Source organism: Vibrio aerogenes (assembly GCF_024346755.1).
Lineage (GTDB): Bacteria > Pseudomonadota > Gammaproteobacteria > Enterobacterales > Vibrionaceae > Vibrio > Vibrio aerogenes.
In genome coordinates, this window is sequence record NZ_AP024861.1 from 1,389,788 (window position 1) to 1,410,051 (window position 20,264).

Genomic DNA, 20,264 nt, shown 5'->3' on the forward strand with positions numbered 1-20,264 from the left:
CCTGTTTACTATAGAGATTAAGATGATGAGAATCGCTTTAGGTGTGGAGTATGACGGAGCTCATTATTTTGGTTGGCAGCGACAAAAAGAAGTGCAGAGTATTCAGCAAAAACTGGAGGCTGCACTCTCTCAGGTAGCTAACCATCCGGTTGAAGTTCAGTGTGCAGGCCGCACTGATGCCGGTGTTCACGGAACCGGGCAGGTTGTTCATTTTGATACAGATTCGAGGCGTCATCAGGCTGCATGGACAATGGGTGTAAATGCGAACTTACCCCGGGATATTGCTGTATTATGGGCGAAAGAAGTTTCAGATGATTTTCATGCCCGTTTTTCTGCAACAGCAAGGCGCTATCGTTACATTATATATAATCATAATTTACGGCCGGGTATATATGCTTCAGGTGTCAGCCATTATCATGGTGATATTTGTGCTGAAAGGATGCATCTGGCCGGGCAATATTTATTGGGTGAAAATGATTTCACTTCTTTTCGGGCTGCACATTGTCAATCCAAGAGTCCATGGCGAAATGTGATGCATTTAAATGTGAGCCGCTTTCAACGCTATATTGTGATTGATATTAAAGCGAATGCTTTTGTTCATCATATGGTAAGAAATATCGCTGGTAGCCTGATCACGGTCGGAAAAGGTGATCAGGAACCTGAGTGGATCGAGTGGTTGTTGCAGGCTAAAGACCGGAAACTTGCCTCTGCGACAGCAAAGCCTGATGGTTTGTACCTGGTTGAGGTCGATTATCCGGATGAGTATCATTTACCTCCTCATCCTGTTGGACCTTTGTTTTTGTCTGATGAATTATGATGGCTCCTGTTTCTGTCATGTTCAGATAGGTACAACCAGTTTTTTATCTACATGCGAAGGTTTATGTGGTTTAATTCTTTGCGTTTTGTTTTCGAATGATTTTCTTTTGCTGCGTTGCAAGAGAAAGAGGAAAAAGGTCTTCCATGAGTTGGCTCGAAAAGATTTTAGAAAAAAGTAACATAGTAAGCTCACGTAAAGCGTCTATTCCTGAAGGTGTATGGACGAAATGTACATCATGTGAACAGGTTCTCTATTACGCTGAATTAGAGCGGAATTTAGAAGTTTGTCCAAAATGTAATCACCACATGCGGATGAAAGCGCGGCGACGGATTGAAACGTTTTTGGATGCTGATAACCGGGTGGAAATCGGAGATGATTTAGAACCTCAGGACAAGCTGAAGTTTAAAGATTCCAAGCGTTATAAAGAGCGCATTGCGGCCGCACAGAAGAATAGTGGGGAAAAAGATGCGCTGATTGTCATGAAGGGTGAATTATTGGGAATGCCTTTAGTTGCCTGTGCGTTTGAGTTTTCTTTTATGGGCGGTTCCATGGGCTCAGTTGTTGGTGCCCGCTTTGTTAAAGCCGTTGAAGCAGCAATTGAAAACCAATGTGGTCTGGTTTGTTTTTCTGCCAGTGGCGGCGCTCGTATGCAAGAAGCCCTGATGTCTCTGATGCAAATGGCAAAAACAAGCGCTGCATTAGAGCGACTTTCTCAGAAAGGATTACCGTTTATTTCCGTGATGACAGATCCAACAATGGGCGGTGTATCTGCAAGTCTGGCGATGCTCGGAGACATTAATATTGGTGAACCTAAAGCATTAATTGGTTTCGCTGGCCGCCGGGTGATAGAGCAAACTGTTCGTGAAGATTTACCAGACGGGTTCCAGCGTAGTGAATTTTTGCTTGAACATGGCGCTATTGATATGATCGTTGACCGTCGTGAGATGCGTGAACGGATTGCGGGGCTGATTGCCAAGCTGACTAACACCTCAGTTCAGATCAGTGAGTCAGTACTTCCAGAGCCAGCTTATTCAGTTCCCGAAGCCGAAAATGAAGAGTAAGAACTCTGTTAACAGAGTTATTTTAGCCTCATGAATCAAAACATTGTCCCACAAGCCACATCTTCGCTACCGGTGTGGCTTGATTATTTATCCAATATTCATTCCTCTGCAATTGATCTTGGTCTTGAACGCGTCCAGATCGTTGCCGGGCGTGCAGATTTATGCAAGCCTGCTCCTTTAGTGATTACTGTTGCCGGAACAAATGGTAAGGGTTCTACTTGTGCATTGATTGAGTCTATCCTGCTTGAAGCAGGGTATACGGTTGGTGTTTACAGTTCGCCACACCTGATTCGTTATACAGAACGAGTGCGGGTGAATGGTAAAGAGTTAACTGAAGAAGACCATTGCCGTGCTTTTGATTTTATAGAAAAGCATCGTCAGGACGTGAGCCTTAGCTATTTTGAATTCGGTACACTAGCTGCCTTAGCTCTGTTGAAACAAGCCAGACTGGATGTTGTGGTCCTGGAAGTTGGTCTGGGGGGGCGTCTGGATGCAACTAACGTTGTTGACCATGATATTTCTGTGATTACCAGTCTTGCCATAGATCATACCGACTGGCTTGGTGATGATATTGAACAAATAGGTTATGAGAAAGCTGGTATTTTCCGCGCCGGAAGACCGGCAATTTGTGGTCAATATCAACCACCATCAAGTGTTGCCGGTTACGCCGATGAAATCGGTGCAACACTGTATCAGGCCGGTATCCAGTATGATCATTCGGTCAGTGATGGTGTATGGTCCTGGAAAAATGGTGCTTTTGAGTTAGATCAGCTACCGTTACCTGGTTTACCGTTGCCGAATGCGGCCACGGCGTTGATGACTCTTCAGTGCTCAGGGCTCGAAATTACTGATGTACAGGTTGTTCAGGGGCTGAAAAAAGCTGCGTTACCCGGAAGAATGCAGGAAATAAATGATTCTCCGTTAATTATTCTGGATGTTGCACACAACCCGCATTCTGCATCTTACCTCGCCGGTCAGATATCCCGAAAGTATCCGGAACGGCATATTCATATCGTCATTGGTATGTTGCATGATAAAGATATTGCCGGGACTGTATCGGCATTAATGCCAATTGCTGGTCACTGGTATCCGGCGTCACTTCAGGGGCCGAGAGCTGCGTCAGCAGCAGAAATCAAACGGCACTTACCTGAATTGTCAGCCAGCGAGACTTACTCATCGCCTGCAGAAGCTTTTGAAGCTGCAATGACACATGTTTTCGGGGATGATGTCATACTTGTGGTTGGATCGTTTTTTACGATTGGAGAAGTCTTGGATTGTTGGCAAAAACGGGAGGAGTCTTAGGAATGGCAAGCCGGTTTCAAAGTCGTCTGGTCGGAACAATTGTTCTGGTTGCTTTAGGTGTCATCATTCTTCCGGATATTCTGGATGGCCATAAGACACGCTATAAAGAAGATATCGCAAGTATCCCGCTTAAGCCTGAAGTGGGAGAAGATTCCGGACAATATGAAATATTGTCCCCGGAAGAGAGTCAGACTGAGCTTCCTGAGTCACCGGTAGAGCCGAAAGAAACGGTGGCAGAATCGCAGAGACCAAATCCAGCGGCTGAGATGACTGATACTGTAGCGACTACACCTAAAGAAGTGCCTGAAGTTAATGAATATAAGGATAGTGGGTGGATTATTCAGTTGATGGCTTTAAAGAACAGCGAGAATGCGAAGAAGCTTGTGGCTGATTTGCAAAAGCGTGGCTTTATCGCTCATACAAAATCAGAGCATGGATATACCCGGGTGATCATTGGTCCTGATGTCTCAAAAGAAAAACTGGAGCAACAGATCATCGAGTTACAAAAAATAACGGGATCTAAAGGTCAATTGCTTAAATTTAAGCCGCTAAATCCGTAAGAAAACGTTTGCGTCGCTATTTTTTCTGTTAAAATGCGCGCCATCTTAGAATGAGTGAACATATGAATTGGTTAGATATTGTCATTTTAAGTGTGATTGGCCTGTCGGCTTTTATCAGTTTAATCCGGGGGTTTACTAAGGAAGCCTTATCACTGGTGACCTGGTTAGGTGCTTTTTTCGTAGCAAGTCATTATTATCAGAAATTAGCTATTTATTTAACCAGTATTCAGGATGAGATGTTTCGCAGTGGCGCCGCGATTGCTGCGTTGTTTATTGCAACGTTAATTGTCGGTGCAGTTGTCAATTATGTTGTTGCACAACTTGTACAAAAAACAGGCCTTTCTGGTACTGATCGGGTCCTCGGAGTGGTATTTGGTGGTTTCCGTGGAGTGTTGATTGTTGCCGCAGTATTGTTTTTTATGGATGCGTTTACCGCATTCCCTAGCGCTGAGTGGTGGAAAAACTCACAGTTGGTTCCGCAGTTTAGCTGGATTATTGTGCAGTTTTTTGAGCACTTGCAGACATCATCAAGTTTTCTTTCCGGCACAGTTTAGGCTTGAGCCGGAAAATGTCGTAAATCGAGGATTAAGACATGTGTGGTATTGTTGGAATCGTTGGTACAACGCTGGTAAATCAGTCTATTTATGATGCGTTGACCGTATTACAACATCGTGGCCAGGATGCAGCTGGTATTTGTACCATAGATAGCAATCGTTTTCGTCTGAGGAAGGCGAATGGACTGGTTAAGGACGTGTTTGCTGCAAAGCATATGCAGCGTCTTCAGGGGTCTGTAGGAATAGGGCATGTCCGCTATCCGACTGCCGGTAGCTCCAGTGCATCAGAGGCGCAGCCTTTTTATGTCAACTCTCCATTTGGTATTACGCTGGCACATAATGGCAACCTGACAAATGCTCAGGAAATCAGGGACAAATTATCTGACAAAGATCGACGTCATATTAATACGACTTCCGACTCTGAAGTTCTTTTAAATGTCCTTGCACATGAGATTGATACGGTCAGGGGAAATGTGAATGCTGATGATGTTTTCCGGGCGATCACCAATGTACACCGATGTGTGAAAGGTGCCTATGCTGTGGTTGCGATGATTATCGGGCATGGCTTAATTGCATTCAGGGATCCCCATGGCATTCGCCCTCTTTGTCTTGGTAAGCGGGATGTCAACGGAAAAACAGAGTATATGGTGGCCTCTGAGTCTGTTGCACTTGATGCGGTTGGATTTGATTTTATTCGGGATGTTGCGCCGGGTGAAGCAATCTATGTGACCTTTGAAGGTGAACTCCATACACATCAGTGTGCGGATAACCCTGTGCTGAATCCATGTATTTTTGAATTTGTCTATTTTGCCCGTCCGGACTCATTTATCGATAAAATCTCGGTTTATAGTGCCCGGGTGGAAATGGGGAAAAAACTGGGTGAGCGTATCCGGCATGATTATGCAGAGCTGGACATTGATGTGGTGATTCCTATTCCGGAGACATCGTGTGATATTGCGCTTCAGATAGCGCAGGCGATTGATAAACCCTATCGACAGGGTTTTGTGAAAAACCGCTATGTCGGACGTACTTTTATCATGCCCGGTCAGCAACAACGTCGTAAATCGGTACGCCGTAAACTGAATGCAATTCGCTCTGAATTTAAAGATAAGAATGTTCTGTTGGTTGATGACTCTATTGTTCGTGGCACAACGTCTGAGCAAATTATCGAAATGGCCCGGGATTCTGGTGCAAATAAAGTTTATATGGTTTCTGCCGCACCGGAGATTCGCTTCCCGAATGTTTACGGGATTGATATGCCGAGTGCAAATGAGTTGATTGCGCATGGCCGGGACAATGATGCTATTTGTCGGCAAATTGGTGCAGATCAGCTGATTTTTCAGACGATTGAAGACCTGGTCGATGCGGTCAGAAGCGGAAATCCTGATATCCAGCGTTTTGAAACCTCAGTATTTAACGGTGAGTATGTTGCCGGTGATATTGATCAAGCGTATCTGGAATACCTTGAATCTGTGCGCAACGATGATGCAAAATTGCAAAAAGAGATACAACAGGAGCTGGCGAATCTGGAATTATATAACGAAGAAGGTTAATTATTTCAGGTACGTATGTTGTACGAAACATAAAATATGTATGAATCAATAAAAAGGCTTCCTGGTGGAAGCCTTTTTATTGTGATAACCAAAGGATGCCCTTGTTTAAGCGTACATGGATGCCTTGAGCGGTTTTCGGAACCAGACTGATTCTGATCAGAAAATAAGTGTCATTGGTATAATTTGATTACTTTGGGGTGAAACCAAAAACTAAATTACAGTATCATCGCTGCAATCCAGCCGAAAATGATGAGTGGAATATTGTAATGGATAAACGTCGGTACCACCGTTTCCCAGATATGCTCATGCTGACCGTCAGCATTGAGGCCGGATGTTGGTCCCAGTGTGGAATCTGAAGCCGGTGATCCTGCATCCCCCAAAGCAGCAGCTGTCCCTACCAATGCAATGGTTGCCATCGGAGAGAAACCAAAAGTGATGGCTAACGGGACATAAATGGTTGCAATAATTGGAATGGTTGAAAATGAAGAGCCTATTCCCATAGTAACCAGCAGGCCGACCACCAACATTAATAATGCAGCTAAAGGTCTGTTATCACCGATTGCATGAGCAATGGAAGACACCAGCGTCTCAACGCCTCCGGTTTGTTTCATCACGGCCGCAAATCCGGCAGCTGAAATCATAATGAAGCCAATCATCGCCATCATATGAACGCCTTTTGTGAAGACATCATGCGTTTCTTTCCATGCAATAATGCCACCAAAAGTAAACACCATAAATCCGGTCAGAGCACCAATAATCATCGAGTCAGTCACCAGTTGAATACTCAAGGCTGCTGCAATACCCGCGACGGCTGTAATCATATGCTTTTTACGCGCAGGAGTAATTTCGACATTATCCCGGATGGTCGTTAAATCGGTTTTCTGGTACTGCCTTGGTTTTCGGTATGTAACAAAAATCGCGGTGAGTAAACCAAATATCATACCGGCGCCAGGTAACAGCATTGCTGTCGGAACCTGGCTGGCAGTAACATGGGCCAATCCGTTCTCATGCAGATTTTTCAGTAGAATATCATTGAGAAAAATACCGCCAAACCCAACCGGTAAAATCATATAAGGCGTGATGAGGCCGAATGTTAAGATACAGGCGACCATCCGGCGGTCGATGTTCAGTTTTGCAAATACCCCCAGTAATGGCGGAATTAAAATAGGGATAAATGCAATGTGTACCGGAATTATATTCTGTGAAGACATGGTGACCAGTATCAGCGCAATCAGAATAGAATACTTTAGCCCGGTTTGGGCCTGATGATGTTCTTTGCCGTGAATTCTCAGGATAACCCGGTTGGCAACCCAGTCGGTGATACCTGACTTCGATATTGCCACTGCAAATGCGCCAAGCATGGCATAACTCATTGCGATTGTTGCACCGCCACCAAGTCCACTCTGAAATGCAGAAACTGTTTCATTCAAACTCATTCCTGCAACTAAACCACCCATAATTGCACTAAATGTGAGTGCAACAACCACATTAACTCGCATTAAAGCCAGTACCAGCATAATGCAAACTGATATAACAACAGGATTCATACTATTCTCATGTTTTAAGGGTTACAGACCCAAAGTGGTGTGTTTCAATGTTTTGTTATACCTGATAGTTTTATTTCACCAGTAGTTGATTCAATGGCTGTTTGGTATGACATCACCAGACTATCAGGGTATTTTTAAGGCGTCAGCATTGTCTTTGCTACTGTTTACTCACCGTCAGGCAAAGGCCAGCCACCAAGTGCTTTCCATTTGTTGACAATGCCACAGAATAACTCAGCTGTTTTCTGAGTATCGTATAGTGCTGAGTGAGCTTCTTTATTATCAAATGCCATTCCGGCTGTCAGACAGGCTTTGGCTAAAACTGTCTGACCATACGCAAGTCCGCTTAATGTTGCGGTATCAAATGTTGCAAAAGGATGGAATGGTACCCGTTTCAGCTTGCACCGCTCACTGGCTGCCATCACAAAGCTGTGATCGAATGTTGCGTTATGTGCAACAATAATCGCTCTGTGACATTCAGTTTCTTTCTGCTCTTTACGTACCTGTTTATAGATTTCTTTGAGTGCTTCCATTTCAGTCACTGCGCCGCGCAGCGGACTGAATGGATCATAGATACCGTTGAATTCAAGTGCTTCTTTTTCAATATTTGCACCTTCAAATGGTTCAATGTGAAAATGGAGGGTCGTTGCAGGATGGAGCTGGCCTGTTTCATCCATTTTTAACGTGATTGCACATATTTCCAGTAATGCATCTGTTTTGGCGTTGAAACCGGCCGTTTCAACATCAATGACGACAGGGAAATATCCGCGAAATCGATCTTTTAACAGATTTTTAGGGTTAGTTTCGGTCATTTTTGCCTTCACTCAAAGTACAAGGCCGGCATTATTACAGATTATCGGACCGATCAAAACCAAATAAATGAGAAAAGGATAGACTCAATGTATAAATGGCTGTACCCGAATAAAATAAGATAAATATGGCAAGATTTTTGCTTTTTTATCCTTAATCGAACGTGAGTGTGGCAAAATCATGCCGTCTTAGTTGTATGTTGAAGAGTAATCATGCCGATGAATAAAAGGTTTTTCACCGTTTTTGGAATGTTATTGACTGTTGTCTCTGGTAGTAGTCAGGCTTATGCAATGCAGAAACGCTATATAGCAACGCCACTACAATCAAAGTGGGAAATCACTCAGGACACACCGCTTGAATGCCGGCTGGTTCATTCCATTCCTCATTATGGTGAGGCTGAGTTTATCTCGCGTGCCAGTAAAAAGGTGAATCTTGACTTTGAGTTGAAAATGTTACGTCCAATGGGAGAAACCCGTGATGTAAAACTGGTCTCAATGCCGCCATCATGGCGCCCCGGAGACAGTGCAGAACTTGTCACTCAGATGAAGTTTTTTAAGCAGTTTGATGGTTATATTGGTGGCAGAACGGCGTGGTCAATTCTGAGTGAACTAGAAAAAGGCCGGTATCCGACGTTCAGCTACCGGGAGTGGCAGGATAGAGATAAATTGATCGAAGTTGGTTTGTCTTCTGTCCTGTTTCAGGATAAATATACGGCATTCAGCCAGTGTCTGAGTCATCTGTTGCCATATAGTTTTGAGGATATCTCGTTCACTATTCTTCATTATAACCGTGATAGTGTTCAGGTAAATAAAGCCTCTCTGAAAAGACTGGCTCAAATTGCGCAATATATCCGGTACAACAAGGATATCGATTTAGTGTTGGTTTCGACTTACACCGATGGATCCCGTACTAAAAATGAGAGTCAGAATTTGTCAGAACGCAGAGCAAAAGTGTTGCGGGAATATTTCCAGTCGCTGGGGCTTTCTGAAAACAGAATTCAGGTCGAGGGATATGGCAAGCGTCGTCCGATTGCTGACGACGCCTCTCCGATCGGTAAAGAAAAAAACCGTCGTGTTGTTATCTCTCTCGGCAGGACGCATATTTAATGCAGCTTGAATGTTGCAATCAAATTACAGTTTGACATGCTGTCGAGATCTTTGACCCGATGTGCAATGCGTGGGTCAGGGTGACGCTTCAAAAACTCGATGAATGCTTTTTTACAGCATCCTAACGAGTCAATAAATGCATGGCACTCTTTTCGCTGGCACTGGGGAACCAGTGTCAGGATCCTTTCTGACGCAAGCTCAAGATATTTCAATTCATAATCGCTGTTACCGACATGACGCCAGAAAGCGGCAAGGTTGTGGCACGAAATGACCGAAATAATCAGTTTATCTTCCAGTGTAATTTCTCTGCTGTCAGTCAACTGTTCACTCATTGCCAGGGCTTTCTGGTAGTGGAGAATGCTTCTTTGGTGGTCTGAATTTCTCATGGCACTATCAGCAAGCAGAGTGTGTTTTTCCCATTCAGATACGGTCATTTTGTCAAGCCTTCACTTTATATAATTAAGTGAAGATTAAATGATAATTATTATCAAGTAAAGCATAAGTGCCGGGTGACGTTTTTGTCACCCGGTATTTTATCCTTCAAGACCTGCCGAAGCTTGTTTATTCTGGATGAGTTCAACCATATAGCCATCCGGATCTTTGATAAAAGCAATATGGGTCGTTCCGCCTTTCACAGGGCCGGGTTCTCTGGTGACATTTCCTCCGGATGCTTTGATCGCCTCACAGGTTGCGTAAATGTCATTCACACCAATTGCAATATGTCCGAAGGCGTTGCCCTGATCATACTCCGAGACTCCCCAGTTGTAGGTCAGCTCAATGACGGCGCCTTCTGATTCATCACCGTAGCCAAGAAATGCCAGTGTATATTTATATTCTGCATTCTCGCTTTTACGTAGCAGCTCCATCCCCATGACTTGTGTGTAAAATTCAATAGAACGGTCTAAATCACCCACACGTAGCATGGTATGAAGAATTCGGTTGTTTGACATATTTCACTCCTGATTATCGGACATTTTTTGAAAATTTATGCGGTCCTCTTTGAATGGAGATTATGTGATCATCCTGATGTGAAAATCAATTCTGTTCATCAGATGAAGGTCTGTGATAAATCAAACGATATCCCTGGTTGTCAAAAAGTCAGGCGCTCCCGGAGATAAGGCAAGAGAATGAGCGGGTAGTTTGTGGTATAAAATGCAGAGAAAAATTCAATACAGCTCAGGATAACAGATGCATGGAAACCGTCGCAATTTTTGTTGATGTCCAGAATGTTTATTATACAGCCCGTCAGGCCTATCAACGTAATTTTGATTACAACAAGTTTTGGGCCCGGGTGACGAAAGACAGAGAAGTCGTTAAAGCGATTGCTTATGCGATCGACCGGGGTGACCAAAAGCAACATGAGTTTCAGAATATCCTCAGAGCGATTGGTTTTGATGTCCGGCTGAAACCTTTTATCCAGCGAGCCGATGGCTCAGCAAAGGGTGACTGGGATGTGGGGCTGACAATCGATGCACTTGAATATGCAGCGCAGGCCGATGTGATAGTTTTGGTCTCAGGGGATGGCGATTTTGACCTGCTGGCAAATAAACTGCGGATAAAATATGGCAGGCATGTTGAGGTGTATGGGGTCCCGGGTCTGACAGCCGTTTCCTTACTCAGAGAAGCCAGCGAGTTTATCCCTGTTGATGATTCATTACTGATGGGAGGCCGGGGAAGCTGAGTCATCTATCCCGGTTTTTTATATTGATCATTGTGAGAGTATCTAAGCTGCCAGAATAAGAAAGAGGAAAGAACATGTATCAGGAAATTGATTTTCAGTTACAGCCAGATAATTTCTGTTTCAGAAAGGATGTATATCCTTTAGCCAGAATTCATGACATACGGGTAAAAAAACTGGGCTTTTTCGATAATATTGTCCAGTTGTTATTTTGGATTTTTATCTTTTCCGGTGCGGTCTGGCTGGCGACACCATTATTGGAGCAGGTGCCTTTATGGTGGCAAATCCTGGTGGCATGTCTGACGATCATTGGTTTCGTATTTGCTGTGTTCAGGCTTGCCCGTTATGCGCTGCAAATTGAGTTTATGCATGTGGATGAAACGGGTTTGCAGTGGGTCAATATTGCCCGATCATATTCGCGACAAGATAGTGCATTATTTGAACAACAGGTTTTGAAGCTAAAAGCGGTGCTTTCATCAAATGCTTGATGGTTGCTCAAGCGACATCTGAGCTGGCATGATTCCCCTGTCAGCTTTTCATTCAACAACAAAGCAGCACTTCGGGCTGCTTTGTTTGTCTTTGTCATTTTTATCACTATTTCATCTTTCAGACATGCATTTTATGTAAACGAAAGCGTTTATATGATGACGAGAAGTCGGTGGCTGCTGATGTGGCTGTCGCTGTCGCATAATCCCTTATATCCATACCTACCGAAACAACAGACCCTAACCACAAAAGGCTCGGCAGAATGATATTTTTTTGTGATGAAGCGCAATAAATATTTACTTAGCCTGCTAAGTAAGTTAAATTGCTTAGCAGGCTAAGTAAAAGGCGAATTGATTGTGGACGATACAAAAAATCTGAAAAACATCTCACCTGTTGAGCAACTGCGGAGAACGACCCTTTTATGGCGTGCAGTTGCCGACCGGGATCTCTCCTCTTCAGAACTGACTTATAGCCGTTGGACCGCATTGTGGAAGCTGATGCAGCTTGGGGATAACGTGAGTCAGAAAACACTGGCCCAATCTTTGGGGATTGAGTTGGGTTCACTGATGAGAACGTTAAATCAACTGGAAAATCAGGGATTGATTGAACGCCACTGTAATGAGGAAGATAAGCGGGCCCGGATTATTTCCCTGACAGATCAGGGGAAAGAGGTCATGAAAACGATTGAGGCAAAAGTCTTGCGAATCCGGCGTCACCTTTTGGCTGACATTGATGAAGAAGCACTGCACCAGCTGAGAGTGACACTGGAAAAAATAGAACACAATGCACTTGTTTATTTAGGTAAAGAAGAAGGAAAGAGTGAATGACACCCGACCAGAAGTTTGCGCGCTGGGTGAAGTATACCTGTGCGGTTTTTGCGATTTTATTTGTTTATTTCATTTTTGCAGATATGGCAGTTCCATTAACGCCGCAATCGATGGCCACACGGATTGTCACCAAAGTTGCACCGAGACTTGATGGCCAGATTATACAGGTGAATGTCCGGAATAATCAGACTGTACATCAGGGGGATATCTTATTTGAACTTGACCCGGCCCAATATCAGCTTGCGGTTGAGCAGGCGCAACTGAATCTGGACAAAGCCATTCAGGATTTTCAGCAGCTGAATGTCCAGATTGAAGCCTCAGAGTCGGATGTGAAAGCATTGCTGGCTTCAGCCCGGCAAAAACAGCGGGAAGCGAAGCGAATGAAAAGACTGTTTGCGCATAAGAGTGTGTCGCAGAAAGAGCAGGATGATGCGGTTAGTGCCGCGACGGTTGCTCAGGCAAATCTGGAAGCAGCACAAGCCCGGCTGAAGGAACTGGTTGTCCGCCGGGGAGAAGATAAGACGGAAAATATTCAAATCCGCGTGGCAAAAAATCGCCTGCAACAGGCCCGGCTGAATCTGTCTTATACCCGGGTCAGGGCAAAACATGATGGTGTCGTGACCAATCTGCAGCTGAAGAATGGCTCAATGGCAAAAGCAGGTAGTCCGGTGATTGCTCTGGTGGATACTCATTTTGATGTGATCGCTGATTTCAGGGAAAAGAGCTTGCGAAACTTCCCGGCCAACAGCAAAGCACTGGTAACTTTTGATGGTGAGCCGGGGAAGGTTTATCCGGGGGTCATTGGTGATGTTGATGCAGGCGTGAGCAGTGGTCAGTTTGATGCAAATGGTTCTCTGGCAACACCGACAACGTCAAACCGATGGGTTCGGGATGCACAACGTTTGCGGGTTCATATCCGGCTTGATAATCCTTTGGTTCAACATCTTGCTGCTGGTTCCCGCGCTACCGTTCAGCTGGTTCCGGATAATCAGTTATTGACATGGCTTGCCAGAGGGCAGATCTATTTTCTCAGCTTGTTGCACTATATCTATTAGTGAACCACAGGAGAGTTTGGTATGCGTCTGTGGGATCATCCGTTCAGTGAAAATGACTTGCGCCAGTGCCTGCGTGTTGCTGCGGGGGCGACGCTGGGTTTTATTTTTTGTAAATTTTTTAATTTCAGCTTCGGTGTGTTCTTTGTCATCATGCCTGTGATGTTGCTCGGTCTGGTGCCTGTTTTAAGTGGGCATGCCGTCAGGCAATTATTGGCATCGGGTGTGGTCACCGGGCTTGAAATCGGGCTGGTTGGAGGCTTATTGGGCGGCCATCCGGGGGCTATGACAATTGTTGTTTTCATTTTGTTCATGAGTAAATTTTATTGTATGGCAAAAGGCCCGCTATTCTTCTTCGGTGTCAACTGTATGCTGTCGTTAAATATTATGCTGAATTTTGCCAGCTATCAGGTGACGGATGTTTCTGGTTATATTGTGACGAATTTTACAGCAAATCTTGTCGGGGTTGCGATTGCATATCTGATGTACTGGCTTATACCGGATGCTGAACCCAGAGCGCCTTTACCCAGAACGGCAGAACCAAAAGGAACACACCGGGTTCGTCATGAAGTGTTACTTGGTAGTCTGGTGGCGACGGTTTCATTTGTTGTTTTTCAGGTGTTCAATCTCAGTGATTCGATGTCTGCTCAGTCAACAACCGTCCTGTTGTTATTCAGAATGAACTGGAATGGTGCGCTGGGATATGCGCAAAAACGTGCGATGGGCGTTTTACTGGGGGTGGGTTATGGTTTGCTTGCTCAATTTATTTTGTATGATCGTTCCGGGGATTTTGTCCTGATTATTTTGGTTTTATTTATTGGCGCGATGTTGTTTTCATATCTTCACATCAAGGAAGGCGCAGGTTCGGGGGTTGGATTCGGCGGGTTGACTACAATGGGGATTTTATTTGGTCAGTATCTGACACCGAATTCAGATCTGATGTTCAGTGCGTTATACCGGATAAGCAGTATTCTGTTCGCTATAGTTGCCTCTCTGGCCGTTATTTTTGTTGTGCACCGTCTGCTGAATTCATTTGAGGTGACGCACTACGGGGAGTAACTGTGCCTTAAACCCATAAGGCATACATGACCCCTGAAATCCGGGCGTATGTATGCCATTTTTCATTGGGATGTTCTGTTCAGTCTCAATCAGTTATGATCATAAAAAATAGCGACAGCTCTGACAAATCCGGCAGATGCTTTTTCAATTTTGTACGGAAAACACGACACCATAAAACCGTAAGAGGGCAGGCTATCGAGGTTAGACAGTTTCTCCATCTGCCCATAAGGTATATCGCGGCCAGCTTTATGTCCTTCCCAGACAATATCCGGGTTTTTGTCTTTGGAAAATCTTTTCCTGGTATAGCTGAAAGGTGCATCCCAGCTCCAGGCATCTGTACCGACAATCCTGATGCCTTGTTCCAGCAAAAAGAGGGTACCCTCTCTGCCAATACCGACGCCTGAATCGAGATATCCCGGTTGACCATATAAAGCGCCGGCACTGGTATTGACCAGCACTATGTCCAGCGGTTTCAGCTGGTAGCGGATTCTGTCCAGTTCATTCTGAATATCTTGTGCTGTCACAACATATCCATCCGGCAGGTGCCGGAAATCAAGTTTGACGCCATCCTGAAAACACCAATCCAAAGGCATTTCGTCGATACCCCAGGCTGGTTCTCCTCCGGATGTTGAAGCATAATGCCACGGTGCATCCATATGTGTGCCGCTATGTGTTGTCAGCTGCATATCTTCTGCCGCCCAGCCTTCCTGACCGGGCAGATCATCAGCCTCCAGCCCGGGAAATATGCTTAACAGACCCGATAAGCCCTGTTGGTGATCGGAGTATTTGATTTTTGGTAAGAGTGGTGGGGGATCGGTATAAGGGTTGTTGCTTAAGCTTACCGATAAATCGACAATTCTTCGCTTGGGTGACGGAATTGTCTCAACAGGCTTACTCATGGTTCGGTCCTCCCTGTTGAATGGTTTGATTAATTGCACCAAAAAGACTTTCACCGCTCTGATTGAATGCTTCCATCCTGATGTGATCGCCGAAACGCATAAATCCGGTTTTAATTTCACCAAATTCCAGCATATCGAGTGCTCTTCGTTCTGCGATGCAGGAAGAACCTTTCAGTGAGTCAATATTTGAAACAGTACCTGAACCGATAATGGTTCCCGCACTGAGTGTCCGGTTAAATGCTGCGTGCGCAATCAACCTGCCAAAGTTAAAGTCCATTTCCGAGCCGTTTGCATCACCAAACCATTGCTTGTTCCATTCAATATGAAGTGGCAGGCAGACTTTACCATCTTTCCATGCATCTCCCAGCTCATCAGGGGTAACGACCACCGGAGCGAAACTGGAGGAAGGCTTTGCATGCATAAAACCAAAACCACTTTGCATCTCCTGCCCGATGTACTTTCTCAGACTGACATCATTCACAAGGCCGATTAAACGGATCGCTGATAAGGCTTTTTCAGCATCACAACCCATCGGGACTTCATCAAGGAACACCGCAAACTCTCCCTCAAAGTCAATATCATGACTTTCACCGGGCAGATAAACAGGTTCTTCAGGTCCTATAAATGCGTCTGAGGCACCCTGATACATGAGCGGAACCGTATAGTAGTTCTCCTGGGGTGGCAGGTTGAATGCTTTTTGCAGTAAAACACCATGATTGAGAAAAGCTGAGCCATCGCACCACTGATAAGCCCTTGGCAGTGGAGCCATCGCTTTTGCCGGTTCAAATACGGAAGATGTTTCAATCTCTTTTCTGCAGAGCTGTTGATATAGAATTTCCAGTTCCGGTGCTATGTCTGACCAGTTTTCCAGCAGATATTGCATCGTTGGTGCGACATGATCGAGCCTGGTTTGTTGGGTCAGATCTCTGGAAACTAACACTAACTGGCCATCTCGTGCCCCATTATTTAATGTTGCGAATTTCATCTTTTTCTCCTGTCAACAGTTCAGAGACCGGCATTGACTGGAGGAGGTGTGTCAATCCGGTGATCTGACTGTATTCAAACGGGTATCATGTGTGATAATAAGCAGCTGCTACAGAGATAAAAAATCGAGATTGACGATATGAGGTATCATCCTTTTCTGATACCTCTGATTAAAGGTAGGTTATGCGCTTTCATCATTTAGATTTGAATCTGCTGGTGGCTCTGGATGCGATACTGACAGAAAAAAATGTCACCAGAGCAGCCGGGAGACTGAATGTCAGCCAGTCTGCTGCCAGCGGCCTGCTGGCAAGACTGCGCAATTATTTTGAGGATGATCTGCTGGTGCAAAGCGGGCGTAAAATGAGATTGACGCCTATGGCTCACGCTTTGGAAATTCCTCTCAAACGGATCTTGCTGGATATCCAGTCGAATATCGTGAATGTCGGCGAATTTGAACCCGCGACATCAACCCGGCATTTTAAAATCATGGCATCAGACTATGCTGTTTCGGTTTTAGTTGGCCCGTTACTGCGTAAAGTGCATGCTTTGGCGCCGAACATGACATTTGACCTGCTACCGTCTGTCAAACTTTATCAGGATGTATTAACCCGGAGTGATATCGATTTTCTGATTCAGCCAGATATTTTTATGTCAGGTCATCATCCCCGCCAGTGGTTGTTTAATGATTCTTATTGTTGTGTTGTATGGCGGGATAATCCGTTAGTCAAAGATACAATGGATATGGAAACCTACATGAAGTTAGGGCATTTATCTGTAAATCTGGGGGAAGAAAGGGCACCGAGCTTTGATGAAACATTTATTCAACAGATCTCTTCCCATCGCCGGGTTGAAGTCTCCACCAGTCATTTTAATGCTTTACCCTACCTCCTGATTGGCACAAACCGGGTTGCTGTGATGCCCCGGCGTTTAGCCAATCTGTATGTACAGGCAATGCCGCTGAAGTTATTGGAAGTGCCGAAGAAGATTCCTGAGTTGAGTGAATACATACAGTGGAATCATGTTCTCGACGTTGATCCGGCACATCACTGGTTCCGGCGGATTTGCATTGCGGAATCCGGGGCTGCTCATCACCAGCCAGAACCGGGACCGGGTTCAATATCCGCCGATGTTGATGGATTATCCTGAAGGGCTGAAAAGGCCGGATATTTAACTTGATTTTGTTCTGAACTTTACATTGCCTTGTTATCCTCCTGAGTTCATAGAAAGTGAGGGTGTGATGGTGAAAAAAATATCAATTGTGATTCCTTGTTTTAATGAAAGTGAAGTCATTGATTACACAGTAAAGGAACTCATGTCGTTTTGCCGCAGGGTCAGTCAGTATTCATATGAGCTGATTTTTGTAAATGATGGCAGCAGTGACGATACTGAGGAAAAACTGAATAAATATAGTCATCAGTACCAAGCTGTCCGCATCCTTTCTTTTTCACGTAATTTTGGACATCAGCAGGCTGTGACTGCTGGTATTGATGCCAGCACCGGAGATGCAATTGTTTTAATCGATGCAGATTTGCAGGACCCGCCTGAAGTGATCGAGCAGATGCTTGAAAAATGGGAATCCGGATATGATGTTGTGTACGGTACAAGAATTCAGCGTGCAGGGGAGTCCTTATTTAAGCGTATATCTGCCCGCTGGTTTTACCGGTTGCTGAACCGGATGTCGGAGGTGCCGATTCCGCTGGATACAGGTGACTTTCGCCTGATGGACCGACAAGTGGTCGATCAGTTAATTGCAATGCCTGAGAAAGCGCGGTTTATCCGCGGGATGGTAAGCTGGATTGGCTTTAATCAGACGTCCGTCTTATATGAACGTTCTCCCAGACTTGCCGGTGAATCGAAATACCCTCTGGTTAAAATGCTCAGGTTTGCACTGGATGGTATTTTGTCTTTTTCGGTTAAACCACTCAAACTTTCTATTGCACTGGGCTTTCTCAGTTCAGGGGTTGCTTTTTTAATGCTGATGTATTCTGTCTACATCCGCTTGTTTACTAATCAGTGGGTTTCAGGCTGGACTTCTGTGGTGGTGTCTGTGTTATTTATGGGGGGCATTCAGCTGATTTCCGTCGGTATTTTAGGCGAGTACGTGGCCCGGATTTATAATGAATCGAAAGGACGGCCTCTGTATATTCTTAAGAAGAGTAAAGCCAGTGAATCAACAGAACATGTTGTCTCAGCTGAATCAGCTGACTGAATTCATCTCCGGACGGAAGGTACGTTTTTTGATTGCGGGCGTCATGAATACATTATTTTCGTATCTGGTGTTTATTCTGTTGTACTGGCTGTTCCCGAACTATATTTCAGCTTCTGTCATCTCATATCTGGCAGGCATGATGATGAGTTTCTTTCTGAACAGAAACTTTGTGTTTCAGGCCACCGCTCAGAGAGGGCAACTACCGGGATTTATTTTAGTCAATATGGCAGCACTTGGCTGCTCCGTCGTGGCATTACATCTGCAGGTTCAGCTGCTTTATTTGCCGGTGTATGTTGCTCAGGTGATTGCAACAGGTGTATCAATGTTGATCAATTTTGGGGGATACAAGATGGTTTTTACCCGTCAAATGTCATTCATGCACTGGTGGCATACATGGAAACATGATGATAAACCGGTCAGCGGTCCTTTCATTATTCAACTCTTGGTCATGTGCGCTGTTTTTGTGGTCACGGTGCTTAATATCCGTGAGTCTATGCTCGAAAATGTCGCACATGATGCATTACCTTATATGGAACATTATGTCGGTAAATTCACTTCGGAAGGCCGGTGGATCAACTTCTTATTGTTCGATGGATTACGTCAGGTTCCCCAAGTCATCGCTGTTTCACTTTGTTCAGCTTTTGTGGGTATTTTTGGTTATCAGATAGCCGCCGGAATGAAGCAGCCTCCCTGGCTGGCATTTTGTTTTTGTCTGGCAATGGTTAACATTCCTTACTTTACCATGTTATTTAAGTGGCCGATGACGCTCTTGCCCGGGACTTTTCTGTTGGCTGTATTTGCATGTCTGAAAGATAAATACAGCCGGTCTGTATTATTTATTGTCTCCGGGATCCTGTTTTTCGCTTCTTATCCTGCATTCTATTTTTTGATGCCGTTATTATTTATTCACCAGCTGAGTCAGGAGAGCTACCGGAGTCTGACGAAATTTCTGATTGTCTGGATTCTTGGTTATGTGCTGGGATACCTTGTGGCTCAGGGGAGTGTATATCTTTATACACTCATCGCTCATGGTGACCCCCGGTGGATCGAATTTGCCCGGTGGCGTAAATCAACACCAACCACAGATTTGAACTCATTACTGGCAAATATGATAAAAAGTGCCGGTAATTTTGAGCGCAATGCACTTTATCTGGCCAGGTTAAGCCCATTATTTTTTATTCCGGTTGCCTTTGTTTTTTGCCGGGCATTGATAAAACAGACCAGATATACCCTGATAGTTTTATTGGTTATTTTTTCGCTGTATGCCAGTGTGATTGCATTAGGCGTGAAAGTTCCGCTCCGCTCAGGTGTCACATTGCCCGCGGGGATGCTGATGATGACACTGCTTGTCTCTCATCAATGGGAAAGACTCTGCCTGATTCTGTTACTTTTTATACCGTTTTCCTGGCAGATGCACATTTATAACACGGGTTATAATGATAAACGTATTCTGGTTGCCGGTATGTTGGAAGCCGGAGACCCACAGGGATATCTGAAGCAGTCAGACCGGTTTCACCAGGTCGTTTTAAGCCTGGATGAGACTGCAAGTAGTCAGTATTTTTATGATTTGACACAGTCGAAAGCGTTTAAAAATATTTCTTATCTTCGCTCTCATTACATTCAGCCTTATCTTTATCAGTATGGCTGGCAAAAAGCTGATATTGTTGTGAATAAAGTAAAACATACCGTAATCCGGGGAGAAGCTGATATCCGGATTAAAGATCAGACCATTTATCTGTCCATCAGGTAAATCATTATGGTAT

The 20,264-nt window shown here is 44.7% G+C and carries 21 protein-coding genes; 15 read left to right on the top strand and 6 right to left on the bottom strand.

The features are described 5' to 3' along the window. Positions 1-25 precede the first annotated feature (25 nt). From truA to purF, 6 genes are all read left to right on the top strand, one after another. The gene (gene truA / locus OCV29_RS06275) at positions 26-817 is read left to right on the top strand and encodes a tRNA pseudouridine(38-40) synthase TruA (protein WP_073605661.1); all 792 of its coding nucleotides are present in this window, start codon (positions 26-28) and stop codon (positions 815-817) included. A gap of 143 nt (positions 818-960) precedes the next feature. Next, the gene (gene accD, locus OCV29_RS06280) at positions 961-1,878 is read left to right on the top strand and encodes an acetyl-CoA carboxylase, carboxyltransferase subunit beta (protein WP_073605650.1); all 918 of its coding nucleotides are present in this window, start codon (positions 961-963) and stop codon (positions 1,876-1,878) included. A 30-nt stretch (positions 1,879-1,908) separates the two neighbouring features. Continuing rightward, on the top strand, positions 1,909-3,180 hold the full coding sequence (folC, locus tag OCV29_RS06285) for a bifunctional tetrahydrofolate synthase/dihydrofolate synthase (RefSeq protein WP_073605649.1): 1,272 nt from the start codon (positions 1,909-1,911) through the stop codon (positions 3,178-3,180). A gap of 2 nt (positions 3,181-3,182) precedes the next feature. After that, positions 3,183-3,740: an SPOR domain-containing protein gene (locus OCV29_RS06290; RefSeq protein WP_073605648.1), complete on the top strand. Its 558-nt coding sequence runs from the start codon at positions 3,183-3,185 to the stop codon at positions 3,738-3,740. Positions 3,741-3,802: 62 nt separating this feature from the next. Then, a complete protein-coding gene (locus tag OCV29_RS06295) occupies positions 3,803-4,294 on the top strand; it encodes a CvpA family protein (RefSeq protein WP_073605647.1) in 492 nt (163 codons plus the stop codon). Between the two features lie 38 nt (positions 4,295-4,332). Next, positions 4,333-5,847 (top strand): amidophosphoribosyltransferase, encoded by a 1,515-nt coding sequence (purF, locus tag OCV29_RS06300; protein WP_073605646.1) that lies wholly within the window; start codon positions 4,333-4,335, stop codon positions 5,845-5,847. 215 nt (positions 5,848-6,062) lie between these two features. Here the strand turns inward: purF and OCV29_RS06305 are convergent, their stop codons facing one another. Continuing rightward, positions 6,063-7,394, bottom strand: a complete 1,332-nt coding sequence (locus OCV29_RS06305; RefSeq protein ID WP_073605645.1) for a Na+/H+ antiporter family protein — start codon at positions 7,392-7,394, stop codon at positions 6,063-6,065. Positions 7,395-7,558: 164 nt separating this feature from the next. Next, positions 7,559-8,203: a ribonuclease T gene (rnt, locus tag OCV29_RS06310; protein ID WP_073605644.1), complete on the bottom strand. Its 645-nt coding sequence runs from the start codon at positions 8,201-8,203 to the stop codon at positions 7,559-7,561. A gap of 216 nt (positions 8,204-8,419) precedes the next feature. Here rnt and motY point away from each other — a divergent pair, with 216 nt between their 5' ends. Beyond that, positions 8,420-9,307 carry a flagellar protein MotY gene (gene motY / locus OCV29_RS06315; RefSeq protein WP_073605660.1) on the top strand — a complete coding sequence of 296 codons (888 nt, stop codon included), beginning with the start codon at positions 8,420-8,422 and terminating at the stop codon, positions 9,305-9,307. Here motY and OCV29_RS06320 read toward each other — a convergent pair. Further along, entirely contained in the window at positions 9,304-9,741 is a 438-nt protein-coding gene (locus OCV29_RS06320; protein WP_073605643.1) for a DUF2753 family protein, read from the bottom strand. The two genes, motY and OCV29_RS06320, sit on opposite strands and share 4 nt — an antisense overlap. A gap of 99 nt (positions 9,742-9,840) precedes the next feature. Then, positions 9,841-10,257 carry a lactoylglutathione lyase gene (gene gloA / locus OCV29_RS06325; protein ID WP_073605642.1) on the bottom strand — a complete coding sequence of 139 codons (417 nt, stop codon included), beginning with the start codon at positions 10,255-10,257 and terminating at the stop codon, positions 9,841-9,843. Positions 10,258-10,499: 242 nt separating this feature from the next. Between gloA and OCV29_RS06330 the strand changes: the two genes are divergently transcribed. From OCV29_RS06330 to OCV29_RS06350, 5 genes are all read left to right on the top strand, one after another. After that, positions 10,500-10,988, top strand: coding sequence for a LabA-like NYN domain-containing protein (locus OCV29_RS06330; protein WP_073605641.1), 489 nt, complete (start codon positions 10,500-10,502; stop codon positions 10,986-10,988). Between the two features lie 74 nt (positions 10,989-11,062). Then, complete coding sequence (locus OCV29_RS06335; protein WP_073605640.1) at positions 11,063-11,473, top strand: hypothetical protein; 411 nt, start codon at positions 11,063-11,065, stop codon at positions 11,471-11,473. 351 nt (positions 11,474-11,824) lie between these two features. After that, complete coding sequence (locus OCV29_RS06340) at positions 11,825-12,298, top strand: MarR family transcriptional regulator (protein ID WP_073605659.1); 474 nt, start codon at positions 11,825-11,827, stop codon at positions 12,296-12,298. Then, complete coding sequence (locus OCV29_RS06345) at positions 12,295-13,353, top strand: HlyD family secretion protein (protein ID WP_073605639.1); 1,059 nt, start codon at positions 12,295-12,297, stop codon at positions 13,351-13,353. The genes OCV29_RS06340 and OCV29_RS06345 overlap by 4 nt, the downstream gene beginning before the upstream one ends. A gap of 21 nt (positions 13,354-13,374) precedes the next feature. Further along, positions 13,375-14,409, top strand: coding sequence for a DUF2955 domain-containing protein (locus tag OCV29_RS06350; protein WP_073605638.1), 1,035 nt, complete (start codon positions 13,375-13,377; stop codon positions 14,407-14,409). Positions 14,410-14,498: 89 nt separating this feature from the next. Here the strand turns inward: OCV29_RS06350 and OCV29_RS06355 are convergent, their stop codons facing one another. Beyond that, a complete protein-coding gene (locus tag OCV29_RS06355; RefSeq protein WP_073605637.1) occupies positions 14,499-15,308 on the bottom strand; it encodes a cyclase family protein in 810 nt (269 codons plus the stop codon). Continuing rightward, complete coding sequence (locus OCV29_RS06360; protein ID WP_073605636.1) at positions 15,301-16,293, bottom strand: fumarylacetoacetate hydrolase family protein; 993 nt, start codon at positions 16,291-16,293, stop codon at positions 15,301-15,303. The genes OCV29_RS06355 and OCV29_RS06360 overlap by 8 nt, the downstream gene beginning before the upstream one ends. Positions 16,294-16,475: 182 nt before the next feature. On the opposite strand from OCV29_RS06360, the gene OCV29_RS06365 reads away from it, so the two are divergent. From OCV29_RS06365 to OCV29_RS06375, 3 genes are all read left to right on the top strand, one after another. Further along, a complete protein-coding gene (locus OCV29_RS06365; RefSeq protein WP_073605635.1) occupies positions 16,476-17,438 on the top strand; it encodes a LysR family transcriptional regulator in 963 nt (320 codons plus the stop codon). A 91-nt stretch (positions 17,439-17,529) separates the two neighbouring features. Continuing rightward, complete coding sequence (locus tag OCV29_RS06370) at positions 17,530-18,501, top strand: glycosyltransferase family 2 protein (RefSeq protein ID WP_073605634.1); 972 nt, start codon at positions 17,530-17,532, stop codon at positions 18,499-18,501. Next, positions 18,458-20,251: a GtrA family protein gene (locus OCV29_RS06375; protein WP_245796975.1), complete on the top strand. Its 1,794-nt coding sequence runs from the start codon at positions 18,458-18,460 to the stop codon at positions 20,249-20,251. Before OCV29_RS06370 ends, OCV29_RS06375 begins: the two co-directional genes overlap by 44 nt. The last annotated feature ends 13 nt before the right edge of the window (positions 20,252-20,264 follow it).